This window comes from Arthrobacter sp. 9AX, assembly GCF_902506095.1.
GTDB lineage: Bacteria > Actinomycetota > Actinomycetes > Actinomycetales > Micrococcaceae > Arthrobacter.
The window spans coordinates 1,764,793-1,785,322 of record NZ_LR733293.1 but is presented as its reverse complement, the minus strand read 5'-3'; the positions used below and the strand labels follow the sequence as shown (position 1 = coordinate 1,785,322).

Annotated in this window: 21 protein-coding genes and 1 pseudogene; 4 read left to right on the top strand and 18 right to left on the bottom strand. The window is 66.0% G+C overall.

Translation table 11 applies throughout. The features are described from left to right. Nucleotides 1–67 precede the first annotated feature (67 nt). The 4 genes from BACI348_RS08135 to BACI348_RS08120 all read right to left on the bottom strand — a co-directional run bounded on the left by BACI348_RS08135 (nt 68) and on the right by BACI348_RS08120 (nt 4,017). Nucleotides 68–1,759 (bottom strand): ribonuclease J, encoded by a 1,692-nt coding sequence (locus BACI348_RS08135; protein WP_159824781.1) that lies wholly within the window; start codon nt 1,757–1,759, stop codon nt 68–70. Nucleotides 1,760–1,802: 43 nt separating this feature from the next. Beyond that, a complete protein-coding gene (gene dapA, locus BACI348_RS08130; protein ID WP_159824780.1) occupies nt 1,803–2,711 on the bottom strand; it encodes a 4-hydroxy-tetrahydrodipicolinate synthase in 909 nt (302 codons plus the stop codon). 58 nt (nt 2,712–2,769) lie between these two features. Then, on the bottom strand, nt 2,770–3,567 hold the full coding sequence (locus BACI348_RS08125) for a carbon-nitrogen hydrolase family protein (RefSeq protein ID WP_159824779.1): 798 nt from the start codon (nt 3,565–3,567) through the stop codon (nt 2,770–2,772). 75 nt (nt 3,568–3,642) lie between these two features. Continuing rightward, on the bottom strand, nt 3,643–4,017 hold the full coding sequence (locus tag BACI348_RS08120) for a hypothetical protein (RefSeq protein WP_236557494.1): 375 nt from the start codon (nt 4,015–4,017) through the stop codon (nt 3,643–3,645). 102 nt (nt 4,018–4,119) lie between these two features. Here BACI348_RS08120 and BACI348_RS08115 point away from each other — a divergent pair, with 102 nt between their 5' ends. Further along, complete coding sequence (locus BACI348_RS08115; RefSeq protein ID WP_159824778.1) at nt 4,120–5,355, top strand: heparan-alpha-glucosaminide N-acetyltransferase domain-containing protein; 1,236 nt, start codon at nt 4,120–4,122, stop codon at nt 5,353–5,355. On the opposite strand, the gene BACI348_RS08110 is transcribed toward BACI348_RS08115, so the two are convergent. From BACI348_RS08110 to BACI348_RS08080, 7 genes are all read right to left on the bottom strand, one after another. Further along, complete coding sequence (locus BACI348_RS08110; RefSeq protein WP_159824776.1) at nt 5,352–5,831, bottom strand: hypothetical protein; 480 nt, start codon at nt 5,829–5,831, stop codon at nt 5,352–5,354. The genes BACI348_RS08115 and BACI348_RS08110 overlap by 4 nt on opposite strands. Nucleotides 5,832–5,833: 2 nt before the next feature. Continuing rightward, nucleotides 5,834–6,604: a 4-hydroxy-tetrahydrodipicolinate reductase gene (dapB, locus tag BACI348_RS08105; protein ID WP_159824774.1), complete on the bottom strand. Its 771-nt coding sequence runs from the start codon at nt 6,602–6,604 to the stop codon at nt 5,834–5,836. Between the two features lie 113 nt (nt 6,605–6,717). Beyond that, a complete protein-coding gene (locus BACI348_RS08100) occupies nt 6,718–7,194 on the bottom strand; it encodes a molybdenum cofactor biosynthesis protein MoaE (RefSeq protein ID WP_159824772.1) in 477 nt (158 codons plus the stop codon). Then, entirely contained in the window at nt 7,184–7,714 is a 531-nt protein-coding gene (locus BACI348_RS08095) for a MogA/MoaB family molybdenum cofactor biosynthesis protein (protein ID WP_159824770.1), read from the bottom strand. The genes BACI348_RS08100 and BACI348_RS08095 overlap by 11 nt, the downstream gene beginning before the upstream one ends. Further along, nucleotides 7,711–8,205, bottom strand: a complete 495-nt coding sequence (moaC, locus tag BACI348_RS08090) for a cyclic pyranopterin monophosphate synthase MoaC (RefSeq protein WP_159824768.1) — start codon at nt 8,203–8,205, stop codon at nt 7,711–7,713. The genes BACI348_RS08095 and moaC overlap by 4 nt, the downstream gene beginning before the upstream one ends. Continuing rightward, nucleotides 8,193–9,506 (bottom strand): molybdopterin molybdotransferase MoeA, encoded by a 1,314-nt coding sequence (locus BACI348_RS08085; RefSeq protein ID WP_236557493.1) that lies wholly within the window; start codon nt 9,504–9,506, stop codon nt 8,193–8,195. Before BACI348_RS08085 ends, moaC begins: the two co-directional genes overlap by 13 nt. A 20-nt stretch (nt 9,507–9,526) precedes the next feature. Then, a complete protein-coding gene (locus BACI348_RS08080) occupies nt 9,527–11,053 on the bottom strand; it encodes a molybdopterin-dependent oxidoreductase (RefSeq protein ID WP_236557684.1) in 1,527 nt (508 codons plus the stop codon). A 263-nt stretch (nt 11,054–11,316) separates the two neighbouring features. Between BACI348_RS08080 and moaA the strand changes: the two genes are divergently transcribed. Continuing rightward, complete coding sequence (gene moaA, locus BACI348_RS08075; RefSeq protein ID WP_201298401.1) at nt 11,317–12,438, top strand: GTP 3',8-cyclase MoaA; 1,122 nt, start codon at nt 11,317–11,319, stop codon at nt 12,436–12,438. A 5-nt stretch (nt 12,439–12,443) separates the two neighbouring features. Beyond that, complete coding sequence (locus BACI348_RS08070; RefSeq protein ID WP_159824762.1) at nt 12,444–12,710, top strand: MoaD/ThiS family protein; 267 nt, start codon at nt 12,444–12,446, stop codon at nt 12,708–12,710. Nucleotides 12,711–12,866: 156 nt separating this feature from the next. On the opposite strand, the pseudogene BACI348_RS21090 reads toward BACI348_RS08070, so the two are convergent. After that, nucleotides 12,867–13,016 (bottom strand): annotated as a pseudogene (locus BACI348_RS21090) (HNH endonuclease signature motif containing protein); the annotation flags it as partial. Here BACI348_RS21090 and BACI348_RS20660 point away from each other — a divergent pair. Continuing rightward, the gene (locus BACI348_RS20660; RefSeq protein WP_236557492.1) at nt 13,003–13,284 is read left to right on the top strand and encodes a hypothetical protein; all 282 of its coding nucleotides are present in this window, start codon (nt 13,003–13,005) and stop codon (nt 13,282–13,284) included. The pseudogene BACI348_RS21090 and the gene BACI348_RS20660 sit on opposite strands and share 14 nt — an antisense overlap. A gap of 98 nt (nt 13,285–13,382) precedes the next feature. Here the strand turns inward: BACI348_RS20660 and BACI348_RS21000 are convergent, their stop codons facing one another. From BACI348_RS21000 to kynA, 6 genes are all read right to left on the bottom strand, one after another. Next, the gene (locus tag BACI348_RS21000; protein ID WP_236557733.1) at nt 13,383–13,667 is read right to left on the bottom strand and encodes a DUF1579 domain-containing protein; all 285 of its coding nucleotides are present in this window, start codon (nt 13,665–13,667) and stop codon (nt 13,383–13,385) included. 281 nt (nt 13,668–13,948) lie between these two features. After that, nucleotides 13,949–15,292 carry a M16 family metallopeptidase gene (locus BACI348_RS08055; protein ID WP_159824758.1) on the bottom strand — a complete coding sequence of 448 codons (1,344 nt, stop codon included), beginning with the start codon at nt 15,290–15,292 and terminating at the stop codon, nt 13,949–13,951. Between the two features lie 112 nt (nt 15,293–15,404). Then, nucleotides 15,405–17,666 (bottom strand): polyribonucleotide nucleotidyltransferase, encoded by a 2,262-nt coding sequence (locus BACI348_RS08050; protein WP_159829921.1) that lies wholly within the window; start codon nt 17,664–17,666, stop codon nt 15,405–15,407. Nucleotides 17,667–17,909: 243 nt separating this feature from the next. Further along, nucleotides 17,910–18,179 carry a 30S ribosomal protein S15 gene (rpsO, locus tag BACI348_RS08045; RefSeq protein ID WP_159824756.1) on the bottom strand — a complete coding sequence of 90 codons (270 nt, stop codon included), beginning with the start codon at nt 18,177–18,179 and terminating at the stop codon, nt 17,910–17,912. Nucleotides 18,180–18,397: 218 nt separating this feature from the next. Beyond that, nucleotides 18,398–19,666, bottom strand: a complete 1,269-nt coding sequence (kynU, locus tag BACI348_RS08040) for a kynureninase (protein WP_159824754.1) — start codon at nt 19,664–19,666, stop codon at nt 18,398–18,400. Continuing rightward, nucleotides 19,663–20,517 carry a tryptophan 2,3-dioxygenase gene (kynA, locus tag BACI348_RS08035; RefSeq protein ID WP_159824752.1) on the bottom strand — a complete coding sequence of 285 codons (855 nt, stop codon included), beginning with the start codon at nt 20,515–20,517 and terminating at the stop codon, nt 19,663–19,665. The genes kynU and kynA overlap by 4 nt, the downstream gene beginning before the upstream one ends. Nucleotides 20,518–20,530: the final 13 nt, after the last annotated feature.

Here is a 20,530-nt window from a genome sequence, read left to right as displayed (position 1 = left end):
CTTAAACCTCTCCGGCCCGCACTCCCGGTGTGGCGGGAGTACGGGCCGGAGCCGGCGGCGGAGGCTGTCAGGCCTCCAGGACCACGGGGATGATCATGGGGCGGCGGCGCAGCTTGCGGTTGACCCACGTGCCCACCACCCTGCGGACCACCTGCTGGAGCTGGTGGCTGGTGTGGTCCGCGTGGTTCAGCACTGCTTCTTCCAGCGCTGCGTTGATCTTGGGGATGATGTCATCAAAGACCGAATCGTCCTCGGCCACGCCGCGGGCGTGGATTTCCGGACCGGAGACCACCTTGCCGGTGGTCCGGTTGACCACCGTGATGATGGAGATGAACCCCTCGTCGCCGAGGATGCGGCGGTCCTTGAGGTCGGCGTCGGTAATTTCGCCCACGCTCGAGCCGTCCACGTAGACGAAGCCCACCTCCACCTGTCCCACCACATCCGCGCGGTGATCCTTGAGGTCGATCACGGTGCCGTTGTCGGCGAGGATCACGCTGGCTTCCGGAACACCGGATTCGATGGCGATCTTGCCGTTGGCGATCAGGTGCCGGGTTTCGCCGTGCACGGGCATGGCGTTGAGCGGCTCAAGGATGTTGTAGCAGTAGAGGAGCTCGCCGGCGGCGGCGTGGCCGGAGACGTGGACCTTCGCATTGCCCTTGTGGATGACATCGGCGCCCAGCTTCAGCAGGCCGTTGATGATGCGGAAGACCGCATTTTCGTTTCCGGGGATGAGGCTGGAGGCGAGGATGACGGTATCGCCGTCGCCCACCACCACGCGGTGGTCGCCGTTGGCCATCCGGGACAGCGCCGCCATCGGTTCACCCTGGGAACCGGTGGACATCAGGACCACGCGGTTGTCCGGAAGGTTGTCGATGTTTTTGATGTCCACGATCAGGCCCGGCGGCACATCCAGGTAGCCCAGCTTCTCGGCGATGGCCATGTTCCGGACCATGGAGCGTCCCACGAACGCCACCTTGCGGTTGTGCTTCGCGGCGGCGTCCAGGACCTGCTGGACACGGTGGACGTGCGAGGAGAAGGACGCCACAATGATGCGCTTGGTGGCCTGGCCGAAGAGGCGCTCCAGGGTGGGACCGATTTCCTTTTCCGCGGTGGTGAAACCGGGGACGTCCGCGTTGGTGGAGTCGGACATAAAGAGGTCAACGCCCTCTTCGCCGAGCTTGGCGAAGTGCCGCAGGTCAGTGATGCGGCCGTCGAGCGGAAGCTGGTCCATCTTGAAGTCGCCCGTGTGCAGGACGGTGCCGCCTGCGGTGCGGATAAAGACCGCCAAAGCGTCGGGGATGGAGTGGTTGACGGCCACGAATTCGCACTCGAAGGGGCCGAACTTCTCTATCTGGCCTTCTTCCACAGTGAGGGTGTAGGGCCGGATGCGGTGTTCCTGCAGCTTCGCCTCAATCAGGGCAAGGGTCAGCTGCGAACCCACCAGCGGGATGTCGTTGCGGAGGCGCAGCAGGTACGGGACAGCACCGATGTGGTCCTCGTGGCCGTGGGTCAGAACAACGGCAACGATGTCATCCAGCCGGTTCTCGATGTACGAGAAGTCCGGGAGGATCAGGTCAACACCGGGCTGGGTTTCCTCCGGGAAGAGGACGCCGCAGTCGACGATCAGCAGCTTGCCGTCGATTTCGAACACGGCCATGTTCCGGCCGATCTCCCCCAGCCCGCCGAGCGGGACAATGCGCAGCGTGCCGTTGGGCAGGCGGGGCGGGGTGACGAGGCCGGTCAAGGCGATTTGGGTCATATTGCACTACTTTCCAGGCGGAAGGGTGTGCCGGTCTTAGCCCTCAGGAAAAGACCAGCCCCGCTTCCGCCAAATCCCCGCGGATGGTTTCGATCTCGGCTTCGTCCGGCTCCACGAGGGGCAAACGGACAATCGAGTTGGGCAGGACTCCCTGCCATTTAAGAATCTGCTTGGCCGCAACGGCTCCCTGGACACGGCTCATGGTGGCCCGGACGATCGGCTGGAGCTCGAAGTTGATCTTCCGTGCGGTGCCGAGGTCGTTCGCGTTCACCGCGTCAATGAGTTCGCGGAAGCGGCGGGTTGCCACGTGGGTGGTCACTCCCACCAGGCCGACGGCGCCCAGCGCCATCCAGGGCAGGGTCAGTCCGTCATCGCCGGAGTAGAAGAGCAGGTCCGTCTCCGCCATGACGCGCGTGGCGGCGACAAGGTCGGCCTTGGCGTCCTTGACCGCGACGATGTTCGGGTGCTGCGCCAGCCGGATCATGGTGTCGGGTTCGATGGCGATGGAGGACCGGCCGGGGATGTCGTAGAGCATCACGGGCACGTCGGCGGCCGAGGCGATGGTCTCGAAGTGTGCGCGGAGGCCCGACTGGCTGGGCTTGTTGTAGTAGGGGGTCACCAGCAGGATGCCGTCGACGCCGATCGCTGCGGCCTGCCGGGAAAGGTGCACCGAGTGCGCGGTGTCGTTGGTGCCTGTACCGGCGATGATGGCGGCACGGCCGCCCACGGCTTCCTTGACCGCACGGAACATGCCGAGGTTCTCTTCGTCGGTGAGGGTGGAGGTTTCGCCGGTGGTGCCGGTGACCACGAGTCCGTCGCAGCCGTCGTCCACGAGCTTCGTGGCCAGTTCCGCTGCCTGCTGGTAATCGACTGAGCCGTCCTTGGTGAACGGTGTGACCATGGCGGTCAGGAGGGTACCGAGGGCAGGGATGTGCGCGGAGGAGTCAGCCATGGAAAAAACGTTACCCTGTCCGCGGCTGGTTAGGACAATAGGACGGGCGTGATGCACGTCAAACAGGGGGTCCCGGCGGGGGCCGCGACGGTATTTCCCTGGATTCCTGCTTCCGGAACCTGCGGAGACGGCTGCACTGCAGGATGGCCGAAACGACTTCGGTACCGGTCCCCGCTGCCTGCTTCAGGGGAAGGCCGTCCGGCCCCCAGAAACCGCTCAGGCCGCATGATTCGCCCAGTGCACTGCTGCCGCCGAGGTTGGCAAGCAGGGTAAACATTCTGTTGTCCATGGCGCGGGCACCCAGATGGAGGGTCAGGCGGTGTTCCTCATCCTTGGTGTAGAGGGCGGACACACAGTAAAGGTCCGCGCCGGCGGCAGCGGCGTTCCCGGCATGGGCGGCCACAGACGTGTCAAGGCAGATCGCCAGTGCAATCTTCCATCCGTCCACCTCTATCAGCACCGGCCCCTTCCCAGGCGCGAAGAGATCGCGTTCGGGCCCGTGCAGGTGGGTCTTGAAGGCCGCTTCGGTGCTGCCATCAGGGTGGAGAGCAAGTGATGCCAGCCGCGGAGTGCCATCAACCTCGTGAATCGCTGCGCCGATAACGGCCGTGATCCCTGTCCTGCGGCAGATCTCGCGGATGCCGGCAAGGCGGTGGTCTGCCGGCGCAAGCCAAAAGTCAGGGTTTTCGAGGAGTTCCAGGCGGTAGCCGGTCAAGGAGAGTTCCGGGAAGACCACCAGCCGGGCGCCGTGGTCGTCAGCGTCCTCAATGAGGCGGACATGCTCGTCGGCGTTGGCAGCGATGCCTCCCTCCAGGGCGCGGTACTGAATGACGGAGACGGGAAGGGTGTCAGTCACGCCTCCATCCTAGGCACGCGCCCGGGCCGCCCGGCATGCAGTGCCTTTTCTCAGGCTGCGTCCTCCCGCCGCCCGCTAGGCAGGCCCAGGGTGGCAGTACCTTCCCACGGCTGCCTGGCGGAGCCCTTCCGCCCATGCTGCCAGTCGCTGGGCTGCCCGTACGTAGTGGAACAGTTCCACGGGCGTCAGGGCGTCGATGTCCGTCTCGGACAGCCGCCGGGCAAGTTCGGCACCCTCGGGCTGGGCGGCGAGGCTGATGCCTTCCTGCTCCCACTGGATGTCCTCGGACGTCTTCCCGGTCACCAGCTGGCGGAAGAGGTAATCGACCACGCCGGGGCTCATGGCCTTCAGCGGTCCGTCAAGGCGCGGCTCCGCGGCAGAGGCGCCGGAGGATGGATTTCCTGACGCTGGTACTCCGGATGCTGGAACTCGCGATGATGGCGTTTGCATGCCGTTCATCGTATTCGAACATATATTCGAACACAAGGGGGTTGCCTGCAGCGTGGTTCCGCGTGACAGCCAGGGCACAGGCGGGTGTGAGACGATCTGGGCATGACCTCCCGTAATGCCGCCGCTTCCGCCAGGACGTCTGCCGGCCGGTCCACAACTGCCCGGCTTCACGGTATTGACGCGGCCCGGGGGCTGGCGCTGCTGGGAATGATGGCCACCCACCTGCTGCCAACTTTCGAGTCGAACGCCAACCTCACGCCCACCTGGATCGGCCTGACGTTTTCAGGCAGGGCGGCCGCCCTGTTCGCGGTCCTTGCAGGAGTCGGCCTTGCCTTGTCCACCGGAAAGCACAAGCCGCTGCAGGGTCCGGAACTGTCCGCCGCCCGGCGCGGCGTGGCCCTGCGCGCACTGGTGATTGCCGCCGTCGGACTCAGCCTGGGCGGGCTGGAGGTCAACCTGGCCATCATCCTGGTCCACTACGCCGTCCTGTTCCTGTGCGTCCTGCCGTTCCTGGGCCTGCGGGTGAAAACGCTCTGCGCCTGGGCGGCGGGCTGGATCCTCCTATCCCCTGTTCTGGCGTACCTGCTGCGCCCGTGGCTGCTGGCGGCGACCCCGCCGCTCACACTGGGACACAACCCGTCCTGGGAGGATCTCGCCACGCCCGGCCGGCTCCTGGCCGACGTCTTCCTGACCGGCTATTACCCGGTCTTCCAGTGGCTGTCGTACCTCCTGGTGGGGCTCGTGGTCGGCCGCCTGATGCTGAACAAAGCGCTGGTGCCGTGGGTGTTGTTGATCGGCGGCACCGCCATTGCCGTGCTGGCCAAGGCACTGGGTACTGCGGCGATGGAAGATTGGGGCGGCCGTGCTGCCCTGGAAAAGGTGCTGAACTCCCCCGGTTATCCGCTGGACAGCGTCCTGCAGGTCAACCTGACAGGCATCCCGCAGGAAGGTTCGTGGTGGTGGCTGGCATCCGCGGCACCACATTCGGCCACCACCCTGGACCTGCTGCACACCTCGGCGGCGGCCGTTGCAGTCATTGGGGCGTTCCTGCTGCTGGGCAGGCTGGCCGACTGGGTTGCCCTGGACCTGTTGCTGCCCCTGCGCGGGGCCGGCGCCATGACCCTGACGCTCTACTCCATCCACGTCTGGGTGGTCTCAGCGTTCTACCTGAAACCCCTCCCCGACGGCTGGAGCGAGGACGCGATGTACTTTGCCCAGGCCGCCTCCGCAGTAATCATCGGCATGGTGTTTGTGCTGCTCGGGTGGCGTGGCCCGCTCGAATGGCTGGGGCACGCGGCCAACCGGCTGGGACGCGGCGGAGTAAAGGCCGTCCGCTAGGCCGGGACGTTGTCCCGGAAGAGCTTGACGGCATCCCGCATGGAGGCGCGGGCGCGCTTTCGGTCGCCGGCGGCGTCGTAGGCGCAGCTGAGCCGGAACCAGGAACGCCAGTCTTCAGGAGCCGCTTCGGCCTCCGCCCGGTACTTTTCGAATTCTGCATCCGCTGCAGACCGGACGATCCTGCCGGCAGGGGTCCTGGGCAGTTCGTCCACGGGCAGCCCCCCTTCGGCTTCGAGGACTTTTGCCATCTGCTCCGTGCGGGCGCCGAACATCAGCTCGCGGATCAGCGCCCACGCCCCGATCACGGGCAGCACCAGGTAGGCGGCTCCGATGGCCACGGCTGCGGGGTTGCTGTCCGTGAGCAGCAGGATAGAGCGCTGGAAGGACACCACCAGGTAGAACACCAGGAGCAGCGTGACTGCGCCCACCCAGATCTTGGTGCGGTTTTTCCGGAAGCCGGTCACCAGCCCGCCCATGGCTACAGCCCCAGGTCCAGGTAGCCGTCCAGGCCCACCGTGAGTCCGGGGTGGGCGGCCACCTTGCGCAGGCCAAGGAGTACGCCGGGCATAAAGGAGGCACGGTCGAAGGAGTCGTGGCGCAGGGTGAGCTGCTCACCGGCGCTGCCGAGGAGGACTTCCTGGTGCGCCACGAGGCCGCGGAGCCGCACGCTGTGGACGCGCACGCCGTCCACCTCGCAGCCGCGGGCACCGGCGAGTTCACTGGTGGTGGCATCGGGGCTGGGCGGGACCTGGGCTGCGGCGCGTTCGGCCGCGATGAGCTCTGCGGTCCGGACGGCAGTGCCGGACGGCGCGTCCACCTTGTCCGGGTGGTGCAGTTCGATAATTTCCACCGACTCAAAGTACTTGGCGGCCTTCGCGGCAAAGGCCGAGGCGAGGACTGAGCCCAGGGCGAAGTTGGGGGCGATCAGCACGCCGGTTTCCGGGTGTCCGGACAGCAGCTCCTCCAGGGCCGACAGCTTCACAGCGTCCCAGCCGGTGGTCCCCACAACAGTGTGGATGCCGTGTTCGACGGCGAAGCGGACGTTCGCTTCGGTGCTTTCCGGAACGGTCAGGTCTACTACGAAGCGGGCGCCTGCTGCGGTGATCCGGTCCAGGGAGTCGCCGCGGCCCAGGGCTGCGACGAGCTTCAGGTCCGGCGCGGCTTCAATGGCTTTTACGGCTTCGGCGCCCATGCGCCCGTTTGCGCCCAGCACGGCAACGGGCAAGGGCGCAGAGAGTTGTTCGGTCATGGCGTTAAGCCTACCGGTGGGCCCGCGCCGGGCAGGAACCGGGGAGTGTGCGTTACCTCGCACGTGCACGCAGTTGACTCCAGGGGTTCCGGAGTTGCCTGCGTGCCGCAGGGCTAACCTCCTGCGCCCACCCATTCCACCGTTCCGTCGGTAAAGAACTGTTCCTTCCAAATGGGAACCTGCTGCTTGATCCGGTCCACCAGCTCGGAGCAGACGGCAAAGGCCTGCCCCCGGTGCGCGGCGGACACGGCGCAGACCAGTGCTGGATCGCCGATCTCAAGCATGCCGATGCGGTGTCCCGCCCAGATCCGCACTGGCTGCGGTGAACCACCCGGGCCGCTGTTCCCTTGTACCTGCTGTTCAGCGACCAGCTGCGCAACGACGTCGGCCATCACCTGGTGTGCCATGGGGTGCGCACTGTAGCTGAGGCGCTCAACGGCCTTGCCGCCGTCGTGATTCCGCACCACCCCGCTGAAGCTGACCACCGCACCTGCGGTGTCGCTCTCAACGGCCGCGATGGCCTGGTCAACGGAGATAGGCTCTGCGCTCAGTACCGCGTTGACCACCTCGAATGATGTTTCAGTGCCCATGTCCGCCTTCCAGCTGGTCGCAAAGGTGCCCGATCAGCGGGTCCAGCACGGTCAGGCCGTCCATGACCCCCTTGGGTGATCCGGGCAGGTTGATGATGAAGGTTTCTCCGGCAGCGCCGGCGTAACCGCGGCTCAGTGCGGCCAGCGGTGTTTTGGCAGCGCCCGCACGGCGGACCGCTTCCATGATGCCGGGAATCTCGTGGTCCAGCAGCGGCAGCGTAACGTCCGGGGTGCGGTCGTCCGGGCTGAGGCCCGTTCCGCCGCTGGTAATAACGACGGCGGGGTGCTGGGTAAGGAGGGCACGGATGGCCGCGCCCACGGGCTCGCCGTCCGGCACCACCATGGCCGGGAACACGTCAAAGCCGTGTTCGGTCAGCCAGTCAGTGATCACTGGCCCGGTTTCGTCCTCGTAAATTCCGGCGGCTGCACGGGTGGAGGCGATCACAACGCCGGCCTTCCGCCCTTGGACGTCGCCGTGGCGGTGCGGCTCCGGGGCGTTGAGGGTGTTTGCGGTGCTCACAGTGTCCAGTCCCCGCTCTTGCCGCCGCTCTTGGCCAGCACCTTGATGTTGTCCAGGACGGCGTGTTTGTCCACAGCCTTGATCATGTCGTAGACGCTGAGAGCCGCAACGGAAACGGCGGTGAGGGCTTCCATCTCAACGCCGGTCACTCCGCGGGTCTTGACGGTGGCGAGGATCGACACTGAATCGGCGGCCAGGTCAAAGTCCACGGTGACTTTGGACAGCGGCAGCGGGTGGCAGAGGGGAATCAGTTCGGAAGTTTTTTTGGCGGCCATGATCCCGGCCACCCGTGCCACGGCCAGGGCGTCGCCCTTGGGCAGCCCGCCGGAACCGAGCAGTGCCATGACCTCTGCCGTGGTGCGGACCGTGGCGGTGGCGGTGGCCTCGCGGGTGGTTTCGGTTTTGGCGGAGACGTCCACCATCTGGGCGCTGCCGTCCTGGCGCAGGTGCGTCAGCGCGGCCGGGGATTGTTCTGCATTCACAGCATCCATACTTCCACCTCCGCACCGGCCGCGAGTCCGGCCACTCCAACCGGGACGTGGACCAGCACGTTCGAGCCGGCGAGCGCATGCATCAGGTGCGAACTTTCACCGCCCTGCAGCTCCACCGTCCCGTCAGGCAACAGCGTGCCGCGGCGGACCTGGTGCTTTTGACCGGGGGACGTGAGCGGGTGGCCAAGGCGGGCGCGAAGAGGCAGGCGCGGCGCCGGGGAACCGAACAGGCCGGCCAGCACCGGCCGGAGGAACATTTCAAAGGACACCAGGCAGCTGACCGGGTTGCCGGGGAATCCCAGGAACGGCCGCCCTTCGAAGGTGCCGATCCCCTGCGGACCGCCCGGCTGCATGGCCACGTGCAGGAACTCCACCGGGTGGTCCTCCATGGCCTGCCGGACCACCTCGTACGCTCCCTTGCTCACCCCGCCGGTGGTAACGATGAGGTCCACTGCCCCGCCCTCGGCCCGCAGCAGTCCGCGAAGTTTTTCCGGGTGGTCCGTGACGATACCCGTCCGGCGGACGTTCAGCCCGGCCTGCCGCATGGCGGCTTCCAGGAGCGTGCCGTTGGAGTCGTAGATCTTCCCGGCGGGAAGGTCCCGGCCGGGTTCCACCACTTCGTCACCCGTGGTGACCAGCAGGACTGAGACCGCCCGGTAGACAGTGACCTCGGGCATACCCAGCGCCGCGAGCAATCCCAGCTGGGCCGGGCCCAGGAAGGTACCCGCCGCCAGGGCAGTTTCGCCCGCCCTCACATCGCTGCCCGTTTCCCTGACATAGGTGCCGGGAGCTACGGACGGCAGCACCACCGTTGCCTGTCCCGTTGCCTGGTCAGCGGGCGGCAGGAAACGGTCCGGGACGGCCCGTTCAATGGGGACGACGGCGTCTGCCCCCTCCGGGAGCATGGCTCCGGTCATGATCGGCGCAGCTGTGCCGGGCAGGAGGCCGTCCGGACTGGCACCGGCGGGAACAGGAGGCATAACGCGCAACTCTCCGCCGCCGTCGGGCAGGTCAGCACTGCGGACGGCGTAGCCGTCCATCTGGGAGTTGGCGAACGGCGGCAGGCTGATCGGGGCGGTGACGTCGCTGACCAGGCTGCGGCCAAGTGCCTGGCGCAGGGGCAGGACCTCGGTCCGGTTGGGTGAGCGCAGAGGCTGCAGCAGTTGGGCGACGGCGGCCGCATGCTCAGCTACGGACCGTGCCTGGTGGTTGTGGTGCTTTGCCGTGTCCCGCCCCTGGTGGGACGTTTCAGGCAGGGGCACACCAGGCGCTGACGTTCCATGCGGTTGCGGGCTGGTCATGGTTCCGCCTTCGGTAGCCATCAGGGTTGCACGTCCACTCTAATCGTGTGGAACCCCGTGGCTCCGTCGGGGACCACCGGCCTGCGCTGTTCGTCCTGGGCGCGCCCGGCGGAATCCGTGGCCCGGACCTGGACTTCGTACTGGCCTTCAGTGAGCTCAAGAGCCAGCTTCCACTGGTACCAGGTATCCAGCGAGATGCCGTCGGCAAGCTCGGCCTGCTGCCACGGGCCCCGGTTCACACGGAGCTCCACTTTCGCAATGCCCGTGTGCTGGGCCCAGGCAACACCGCCGAACATCACCGTTCCGCGTTTGACGGGGCGCCCGGCGCGTGGAACGTCAATCCTCGAGGACGTCTTGATGGGGCCGCGCTCAGACCAGCCCCGGGGCGTCCAGTAGCCGGCGTCGTCCGAGAACCTGCTGACCTTCAGCTCCGTGACCCATTTGGTGGCCGACACGTAGCCATAGAGACCCGGAACCACCATTCGGACGGGGAATCCGTGCTCCAGGGGCAACGGCTCACCGTTCATGCCGATGGCGAGCAGCGCATCGCGGTTATCTGTAAGGACCTCGAGCGGCGTGCCCGCGGTCCAGCCGTCGCTGCTCTTTGAGAGCACCATGTCCGCGCCGGGTTGGGGCCCCGCGAGTGCCAGCAGTTCGCGGACCGGCCAGCCCAGCCAGCGGGCGTTGCCGATCAGGTCGCCGCCCACTTCGTTGGATACGCAGGCGATGGTCACGTGGCGCTCCACCAGGGGTTTGGCCAGCAGTTCGGCGTAGGACAGCTGAACCTCCCGGTCCACCAGGCCGGCAACTTTCAGGACCCAGGTGTCCGGGTTGATGGCGGGAACGGTGAGTGCGGTATCGATGCGGTAGAAGTCAGGGTTGGGCGTGACCAGCGGCTGCATTCCGTCTACGCCTGCCTCTGCCCCGGCCGGGATGGGCGGCGCGGCCGACGCCGGTACCGGCAGCGCCACGTGGCTTCTTGCTTCGCTGACGACGGCGGCGGCGCCACGCCACACTGAAGCCAAGGCGCCGCCCAGCACGGTGAACGCAGCACCCCCGGCCAGGGCTTGGAGGAAACGGCGTCGGGCGGGCGCGGCGTCCTCGCCGGCCGGTACCTCGTTAACCGCCCACTCCTGCAGCCTGCCGATCAGTGCCCTGAGCAGCACGGCGGCCACGACGGCACTGACAACCGGCAGTGCCGTCGCGTTGAAGGTTGCCTGGGCGCGGGTCAGGACGGCTGCCAGTCCAACCAGCCCAAAGACGCCAACCATGGCGATGCCGGCAAACCGGCGGCGGTCTTCCACCACACCGGCCAGCCCCGCCAGCACGGCAATGACCAAGGCCATACCGGCCAGGAGCGCCACCTTATCGGCCGTCCCGAACAGCGCCACTGCCCAGTCCTTCACCCCGGGCGGGACGGCATCGATGACCGCACCGCCGACAGCTGTGATCGGCGACAGCGACGGACTGAAAACACCTGCCAGCAGTTCCCCGAGCACGACTGCAGCACCCACCGCAACGGCGCCCGCCGCTGCCGCCAGCCACACCCGCCGCCGCGGGCCAGTGCCTTGTGGTCCTTGCCCGTGCGGGCCTGAACCGCGCGTGCCCGACCCACGCGGCAGCGAAGGCGCCGGGCGCGCCGGAAGCTGCGTCCCGCCGTCGTGCGCTGCTTGCTGTGGCTGGGAGCTGTTCACACCTACAGCATAAGTTCGCCGGATACCCGCGGTGCTGCTGCAGCCCGCAGATTCTGCTGCCGCCCGTGTGCTGTCCTGGGTGTGATCCAGAGCCCATCGTGGCGTAGCCTGAATTCATGAGTGTCCAGCTAGGCATGCCGCAGCCACGGGAGGAAACGGCCCCGGCGCTGCCGTCCGTCCCCGCTTCCCGGCCCGCCGACGCTCCGGCCGGGCTGGCCGACCGGTACGGCCGCAGGGCAACGGACATGAGGCTTTCCCTCACGGACAAGTGCAACCTTCGCTGCACCTACTGCATGCCTGCCGAGGGGCTGGAGTGGCTCGCGAAGCAGGCGGTGATGTCGGCGGAGGAGATCGTGCGGATCGTGCGGATCGGCGTCGACCGGCTGGGCGTGCGCGAACTGCGGCTGACCGGTGGTGAGCCCTTGGTGCGGCACGATCTGGTGGACATCATTACCTCGCTGCGCCGGAATCATCCCGAACTGCCCATTTCGATGACCACCAATGGCGTGGGCCTTGCGAAGAAGGCTGCGGCGCTGAAGGCCGCCGGCCTGACCCGGATCAATGTATCCCTTGACTCACTGCATGAGGAAACCTTCACGCAACTGACCCGGCGCCCGTTCCTGGACCAGGTGCTGGCAGGCGTGGATGCCGCTTGGGCTGCAGGGCTCGGGCCCGTCAAACTCAACGCCGTGCTGATGCGGGGCATTAACGACCTTGAGGCACCGTCGCTGCTGGCCTGGGCGCTGGACCGGGGCTACGAGCTGCGGTTCATTGAGCAGATGCCGCTCGACGCTGACCACGGGTGGACCCGGCGGAATATGATTACGGCCGCCGAGATCCGCCAGCTGCTTTCGTCGGACTTTGTCCTCAGCCCCGATCCCCGGGCACGTGACGGTGCCCCGGCGGAACGTTTTGAAGTACGACGCCGGGAGGCGGGGTCTGGTTCCGGCCCCTTGCTGGGGACTGTGGGGATTATTGCCTCCGTGACCGAACCGTTCTGCTCGGACTGCCGGCGGACCCGGATTACGGCCGAAGGCAAAATCATGAGCTGCCTGTTCTCGCGGGAAGAGTTCGACCTGCTGGGACTCCTGCGTTCTGGCGCCGGCGACGACGACCTCGCCCAACGGTGGCAGGACGCCATGTGGCTCAAGCCAAAAGCCCACGGGATGGACCACGTGGGACTTGACGCTCCGGACTTCGTCCAGCCGGACCGCAGCATGAGCGCCATCGGGGGCTGAAACTTTTGAACGTACGTTACTTCGCTGCCGCACGCGCTGCGGCAGGTGTGGAGGAGGAGCGCTTCGAGCTGGCGCCGGGTTCCACAGTTGCCGACCTCTTGGAGGCAGTTCTTTCTGTGGAACGTCCTGAGCCCCCGGCCGGAACTCCCCCGCTGCCCCGCATCCTCTCGCGCAGCAGCTTCCTGCTTAATGAAGTGGCCGTGCGGGACCACGCCGTTGTTGTGAAGGCGGACGACGTGGTGGACGTGCTGCCTCCCTTTGCCGGGGGCTAGGAGCACGTTTTCCTCCAGCCGGTTGGGCCCGTGCCCATCCAATGACAAAGTGTCAGTGCCTCGCTGGAAGATGTAGGCATGGGCAACGGCGCGGGACCGGCAAGAGTGATGTAAGGCATCCAGGCCTCCACCGCGCGCCTGAACGCGCTGTTCCTCGAAGACGCCAGCGGCGCCGTTGGCGATGAGTTTTCTTGCCATGGAGGCGGGGATGGGCCCGTAACCGTCCAGGTGGGCGGTTTCGTTGGTGAGGCCGAGCAGGGCGAACACCGGGACGGTGACGAGGACGTCGGCCTTGGGGGCCGGGACTCCCGGCTGGACCTCACCCACCGGCCGCCACTACACAGCCGAACACCCCGACCGGGAACCACCACACTGGCCACCCGGACTCCTCCCCACAAACGAAACACCCGGCTTCGTGGAAGCGGAACCACCGCACTGGCTCCTCGACGACAACCTCGAAGACCCCCACGACTTCCCACCCGACCACCCCATCTGGGACGACTTCTACGCCACGCCCCCGAACCTGCCCCAGGAGCCGCTCAAAGAATGGAAGCGGGATTTGGTGCAGTTCTGACACGGGTTGGATTCTGAAATCACCTAAATTTCAAAGCCGTGAACTTCAAAGCCGTGCTGACTCTGAAGGCGCCTGGATTCCAAGACCATCTGAACCTGTCAGCTCCGCTGGAACGATGAGGTCATGAACGGAACATAGGCTGAGCCTGTCCCGTCGGCCGCGCCGGGCTCACCCTCAGAGGCCTTATCGCCACGGATCCGAAGCTCCGTCACGTGTGTGAGCACATCGCCTTCGACGCGCAGCGTATGGCGGGTCCAGCCGGCACCGCCACGGCGTTCCACCCGCAGAGCACCGTTGTGCCATGTGCAGCGGGCCGCCGCAGCGGGTGCCGGGCCCGCGTTGTCCACGTAGTACCAGAAAACGTCGTGGTGATCGGGATCCACGGTGAAAATCCCGTGACCTTCGGAATGTGCCCCGTCCGGTTCCCGGTGACTGTAGCTCTGCACCACCGCGGATCCACCAGCCACCGGGGTATAGGTCACCTCGGCGTCAACGGTCCGTTCGGGCCCCCAGGGACCGGCAGCGAACCGGGTACTGCCCCTCCATCGGCCCAGGAAGCCAGCCAAGGCCTGTGGTGCGCGCCCGGATGAGGTCCGATCCACAGTCCCTCACCTCCAGAGCCAAGTGCTGCCGGCTTACGAATCACGTCCCGCCACGTACTGCATCAGAGCCCGAACGTCTCGGTCTCCTCGAAAGGCCCTACAACGGTTACAGTCCTCGGTGCCGCCGCAAGCTCTGCCGCCAGCTCCTGGACCTGCTCGGCTGTCACAGCTTTGATCAGCCGCAACGTTTCGTCGATGTCCTGGTACTCGCCGGAGACGAGTTCGGCGCGGCCCAGCCGGGACATCCGCGAACCCGTATCTTCCAGGGCGAGCACGATGCCGCCGCCGAGCTGGCCCACGGCCTTGCGGAGCTCGTCGTCGGAAATTCCATGTTCGGCGAGCTTCTCCAGCTCAATGGCCAACAGGTCCAGAACCTGGCGCACCTTGGATGGTGTGCATCCGGCGTACATACCGAAGTACCCTGCATCGGCGTAGGAGGACGCGAAGGAATACGTTGAGTACACCAGGCCCCGCTTCTCACGGATCTCCTGGAAGAGGCGCGAGGACATGCCACCGCCCAATACTGCGTTCAGGACGCTCATGACATAGCGGCGTTCGTCGGTGGCGACGATAGTGGGGCAGCCCATGATGATGTTTGCCTGCTCCACTGCGCGCTTGACCACGTGGAGGCCTGCGGTGCCGGTAATCAGGGCCCGGTCGGTGGAGCGCCGCTCCACGGGTGCGGCCTCGGCCTTCAAAGCCCAGCCAGCAGATTCGAGGGCATCCACCACGAGGTTGCATACGACGTCGTGCTCCAGGCCCCCGGCAGCGGTGATCACCAGTTCGTCGGGCCGGTAATACCGCTGGTAGTGCTCCCACACGGAATCGCGGGCCACAGCCTTGATCGCGTCCGGGGTACCGCCGATGGGCCGGCCCAGCGGGTGGTTGCCGAGTACGGCTGAGACAAAGTGCTCGTGGGCGACGTCGGTGGGGTCGTCGCTGTCCATGGCGATTTCCTCCAGGATCACATCGCGTTCCTGTTCCATCTCTGCCGGGTCCAGCACGGCTCCGGTGATCATGTCGGCAATGACGTCGATGGCCATGGGCAGGTCGGAATCCAGGACGCGGGCGAAGTAGCAGGTGCTTTCCTTGGCCGTTGCTGCGTTCGACTCGCCGCCCACCTCGTCAAAGGCGGAGGCGATCTCGAGGGCGGTCCGCCGCTTGGTGCCCTTGAACAGGAGGTGTTCCAGGAAGTGGGTGGATCCGTGCTGTCCGGGAGCCTCATCGCGGGAACCTACGCCTACCCAAAAGCCGATGGTTGCAGACCGTTGCCCCGGCATGGCCTCCGTCAGCACCCGCACTCCCCCGGGCAGCACCGAACGCCGGACCTCGGAGCCGCCGTCGGAGCCGTGGACCAGGGTGTCGCCGCGGTGGTTCTGCTCAAGCGGCAGGGGTACAACAGTCATTGAGGCCTTTCAAAAGGGGCAGCCGGGATCTGGCTGCCATCGTAACAGCGGCGGGGCCGGTGGATCATCCACCGGCCCCGCCGATTCATGCTTGTGCCGGAAACCGGAACTGTTAGACGTCAGCGCCTTCAGCGGGCTCCGAAGTGTGGGCGCGCTCGGTCTCAACCTCGGCGCCCTCTTCCTCGGCAACTACCGGGGCGAGCGAGAGCTTGCCGCGGTCGTCAATCTTGGTGATCTCCACCTGGACCTTCTGGCCCACCGAGACAACGTCGTCGACGTTGTCCACGCGCTTGCCGTTGGCCAACTTGCGCAGTTCGGAGATGTGCAGGAGGCCGTCCTTGCCCGGGGTCAGCGACACGAAGGCACCGAAGGTGGTGGTCTTGACGACCGTACCCAGGTAACGCTCACCGATTTCCGGGACCTGCGGGTTGGCGATGGCGTTGATGGCGGAGCGTGCTGCTTCTGCAGACGGGCCGTTGGTTGCGCCAATGTAGACCGTGCCGTCGTCCTCGATGGAGATGTCGGCGCCGGTGTCTTCCTGGATCTGGTTGATCATCTTGCCCTTGGGGCCGATGACCTCGCCGATCTTGTCCACGGGGATCTTCACGGCGATGACGCGCGGTGCGAACTCGGAGAGCTCGTCCGGGGTGTCGATGGCCGAGTTGAGGACCTCAAGGATGTGCAGGCGGGCTTCGCGGGCCTGCTTCAGGGCGGCGGCCAGGACCGAGGCGGGGATGCCGTCGAGCTTGGTGTCAAGCTGGATGGCCGTGACGAACTCGGAGGTACCGGCAACCTTGAAGTCCATGTCGCCGAAGGCATCTTCGGCGCCGAGGATGTCGGTGAGGGCGGCGTAGCGGGTCTGACCGTCAACCTGGTCGGAAACCAGGCCCATGGCGATACCGGCGACGGGGGCCTTCAGCGGCACACCTGCGTTGAACAGGGACAGCGTGGAGGCGCAGACGGAACCCATCGACGTTGAACCGTTGGAGCTGAGAGCTTCGGACACCTGGCGGACGGCGTACGGGAATTCCTCGCGGGACGGCAGCACCGGCGTGATGGCGCGCTCGGCGAGTGCGCCGTGGCCGATTTCGCGCCGCTTCGGGGAGCCGACGCGGCCGGTTTCACCGGTGGAGTACGGCGGGAAGTTGTAGTTGTGCATGTAGCGCTTGGTCTTCACCGGTGACAGCGAGTCGATCTGCTGTTCCATCTTCAGCATGTTCAGCGTGGTGATACCCATGATCTGGGTCTCGCCGCGCTCGAAGATGGCGGAACCGTGAACGCGGGGCAGGACCTCAACTTCTGCCGTGAGCTGGCGGATGTCCGTCAGGCCGCGGCCGTCGATGCGGATCTGGTCCTTGAGGATGCGCTGGCGGACCACGTGCTTGGTGACCGAGCGGAATGCTGCGGACAGCTCCTTCTCGCGGCCTTCGAACTGACCGGCCAGCGAGGAGATGACCTCGTCCTTCAGCTCGTCGGCAGCGGTTTCGCGCTCCTGCTTGTCCGCGATCTGGAAGACGGCAGCCAGCTTCTCGGCGGCAGCGGCCTCAACAGCGGCGTAAGCGTCGTCCTCGTAGTCCAGGAAGACCGGGAACTCGACGGTGGGCTTGGCAGCGCGGGCAGCCAGGTCAGCCTGGGCGTCGCAGAGTGCCTTGATGAACGGCTTGGCAGCCTCGAGGCCCTCGGAAACAACCTCTTCGGTGGGGGCGGTGGCGCCCTGTTCCTTGATGAGGTTCCAGGAGTTGTCGGTTGCTTCGGCTTCGACCATCATGATGGCGACGTCGTCACCGGCCACGCGGCCGGCAACCACCATGTTGAAGACGGAGTTTTCCAGCTGGGAGTGCTTGGGGAAAGCAACCCACTGCGAACCGTTTTCGTCGGCAACCAGGGCAACGCGGACGCCGCCGATGGGGCCGGAGAACGGCAGGCCGGAAAGCTGGGTGGACATGGAGGAGGCGTTGATGGCCACCACGTCATAGAGCTCGTCCGGGTTGATGGCCAGGACGGTCACCACGATCTGGACCTCGTTGCGCAGGCCCTTGATGAAGGCGGGGCGCAGCGGACGGTCCATCAGGCGGCAGGCCAGGATGGCTTCGGTGGACGGGCGTCCTTCACGGCGGAAGAACGAGCCGGGGATGCGGCCGGCAGCGTACATACGCTCTTCGACGTCGACCGTCAGCGGGAAGAAGTCAAAGCCTTCACGCGGGTGCTTGCCGGCAGTGGTGGCGGACAGCAGTGCGGTGTCATCGTCGATGTACACCATGGCTGCGCCGGCGGCCTGCTTGGCAAGGCGGCCGGTTTCGAAGCGGACTACGCGCTTGCCGAAACGGCCGTTGTCAATGACTGCTTCCGAGAACTGGATTTCGGGACCCTCCAAGAGAGTCACCTCCGTTTCTGTTTTACGGAAGTCCAGCCGCACCAACCCAGCCAGCATCTGTCTACTGGCCCTGCACCCGGTCATCGATCGAGACCCACGGGCCGCCGGCTTCAATCAACGAAGCCGTTCCCGGGGATCACTACCGAGGACCGCGAATGCGTGATGCGGTTGATCCTCCTGTTTAGTTTTACTTTTGAAGAAGGCGGCCCGATCCGCGATGGAAAGGGCCGCCCCTAAGTCCGACTAGCGGCGCAGGCCGAGGCGCTCGATGAGCGCACGGTAGCGGGCGATGTCGGTCTTCTTGAGGTAGCTCAGCATGCGCTTGCGACGACCAACCATGGCCAGCAGACCGCGCTGGGTGTGGTAATCGTGCTTGTGCTCCTTCATGTGCTCAGTCAGATCCTTGATCCGCTGGGTCAGGACCGCAACCTGGACCTCCGGTGAACCGGTGTCGCCTTCGACGGTTGCGTATTCCTTGATGATGGACTGCTTTACAGCGGCGTCAAGTGCCACAATAACTCCTAGGGATGTGCCGTGAGGGCCCAGGTCAGAAACTCACTGCCGGGTCTGCCGGCGCAACGTGCCAGGAATCTCCGGATTGGACATTCCAGTCAGTGCTGCGCGCAACAGGAACCAGCCGCCACGGACTGCAGCCGGATCCATCGTCCAGTTTACCGGCAAGGACCTAACCTGTCGAAACACGTGTGATACATGTGCGATCGTGCGCGGCGTCAGCCTTGCAGCCGGTCCCGGATGGCCAACATCCCGTGCAGGACTTCCTCGAAGCTGGTGCTCAACGGGGAGAGTCCCACCCGGATGCCGCGCGGTGAACGAAAGTCCGGGATTACGTCCCCCTCCCACATCGCCGCCACCGTCTCCTTGCTGAAGGAGGGGTGGTCCAGCGTGATGTGGCTGCCCCGCTCCGCGGGCTCGCGCGGCGTGGCAAGTTCCACTCCCAACGGTGCCAGCAGTTCGTCGAAGATCTCGATCGCAAAGGTGGTCAGCCGGACGGACTTCTCCCGGATGGCCGCCATGGTTGCCTCCTCAATGAGGTCCAGGGTGCCGCGCATGGCAAGCATCCCGAAAATCGCCGGCGTCCCGCTAAGGAATCCGCGGATACCGGGGGCCGGCTCGTACCCGGCCGCCATCTCAAAGGCATCCTTGCGCCCCATCCACCCCCAGATGGGCTGGTTGAGCGTTGCGAGGTGCCGTTGGTTGACATACGCGAACGCTGGAGACCCCGGCCCGCCGTTGAGGTACTTGTACGTGCAGCCGGCAGCGAAGTCCACGCCGGCACCGTCAAGGTCCAGCTCCACCGACCCCGCGGAATGGCAAAGATCCCACACAACCAGCGCCCCGGCGTCGTGTGCTGCCTGGGTGATGGCGGGCAGGTCGGCCAAGTGGCCGGAACGGTAGGCGACGTGGCTCAAAAGTACGACGGCGGTACGCGGCCCCGTCACTTGGCGCACCTGGTCAACGGTCACCCCGGCCGCGGGATCGGTTTCGATCCAGCGCAGCGTCAGGCCTTCCTCGAGGGCGATGCCCTCGACGAGGTAGCGGTCCGTGGGGAAGTTTTCGGTATCCAGGACCAGTTCGTTCCGGTCCGCGTCCTGCACAGCAGCAAGGGCTGCGCGGATCAGCTTGTAGAGGACCACAGTGGTGGAGTCGGCAATGATGGCCTGTCCGGGCGATGCCCCGAGCACGGCCCGGCCCAGCTGGTCGCCGATGGCCTGCGGCAGCTCCAGCCATTCCTCGTCCCAACCCCGGATCAGCCGCCCGCCCCAGCCGTCGCGGATGAAGGCGGCGACGTCCTCAGGGGTCCGCCTCAGCGGCCGGCCCAGCGAGTTCCCGTCCAGGTAGGACAGTGGCGTGTCAGTGCCGATGAACAGGCTGCGGCAGTGCGCCAGCCGGTCCTGGCGGTCCAGCCCGGCAGCGCGCTGCTGCAGGGATGCCACGGCGTCTTCTGCGTTTCCTGCCACGGGCTGCTGCTGGATGCTCATTGGCCGATCTCCGTCCTGACCGCGAACAGTTCCGGGAAAAACGTCAGTTCCAGGGCCTTCTGCAGGAAGGCCGCACCGCTGGAGCCGCCGGTTCCGGTCTTCATGCCGATGGTCCGCTGGACGGTGCGCAGGTGCCGGAAGCGCCACAGCTGGAAGTTGTCCTCCAGGTCCACCAGCTCTTCGCAGGCCTCATAAGCAGCCCAGTTGTCCGCGGCGTTTTCGTAGATGTGCTTGAACAGCGGCACGAGTTCAAGGGTAAATTCGTGGGCCTGGGTGACATCCCGTTCCAGCACGGACGTGGGCACATCAAACCCCTGCCGCGCGAGGTAGGCCAGGAATTCGTCATAGATACTCGGCGCGTGGAGCAGCTGTTCCAGCATCGCGTGCGCTTCGGGATCGGATTCGAAGACCGACAGCATCTTGGCGTTCTTGTTGCCGAGGATGAACTCCACGGCGCGGTACTGGCTGGACTGGAATCCCGAGGCGTGGCCCAGGAAGCCCCGGAACTGCGAGTACTCGGTGGGCGTCAGTGTTGCCAGCACGGACCACTGCTCGGTGAGGGTCTTCTGGATGTGCTTGACCCGCGCAATGCCCTTGAGTGCCGAGCCGAGGTCATCGTCCCGGAGCCACGCCGCGGTGCTGCGCAGTTCATGGAGCACCAGCTTCAGCCACAGCTCGGTGGTCTGGTGCTGGATGATGAACAGCATTTCGTCATGGTGTTCCGGCTGGCTGACCGGGTGCTGGGCGCTGAGCAGGGTTGGCAGCTGCAGGTAGGAGGCGTAGCTCATCCGCGAGCTGAAATCGCGGACAATACCTTCGTCCAGTTTCCTGGTGTTCTTCTCAATGGACACGGTATTGCCTTTC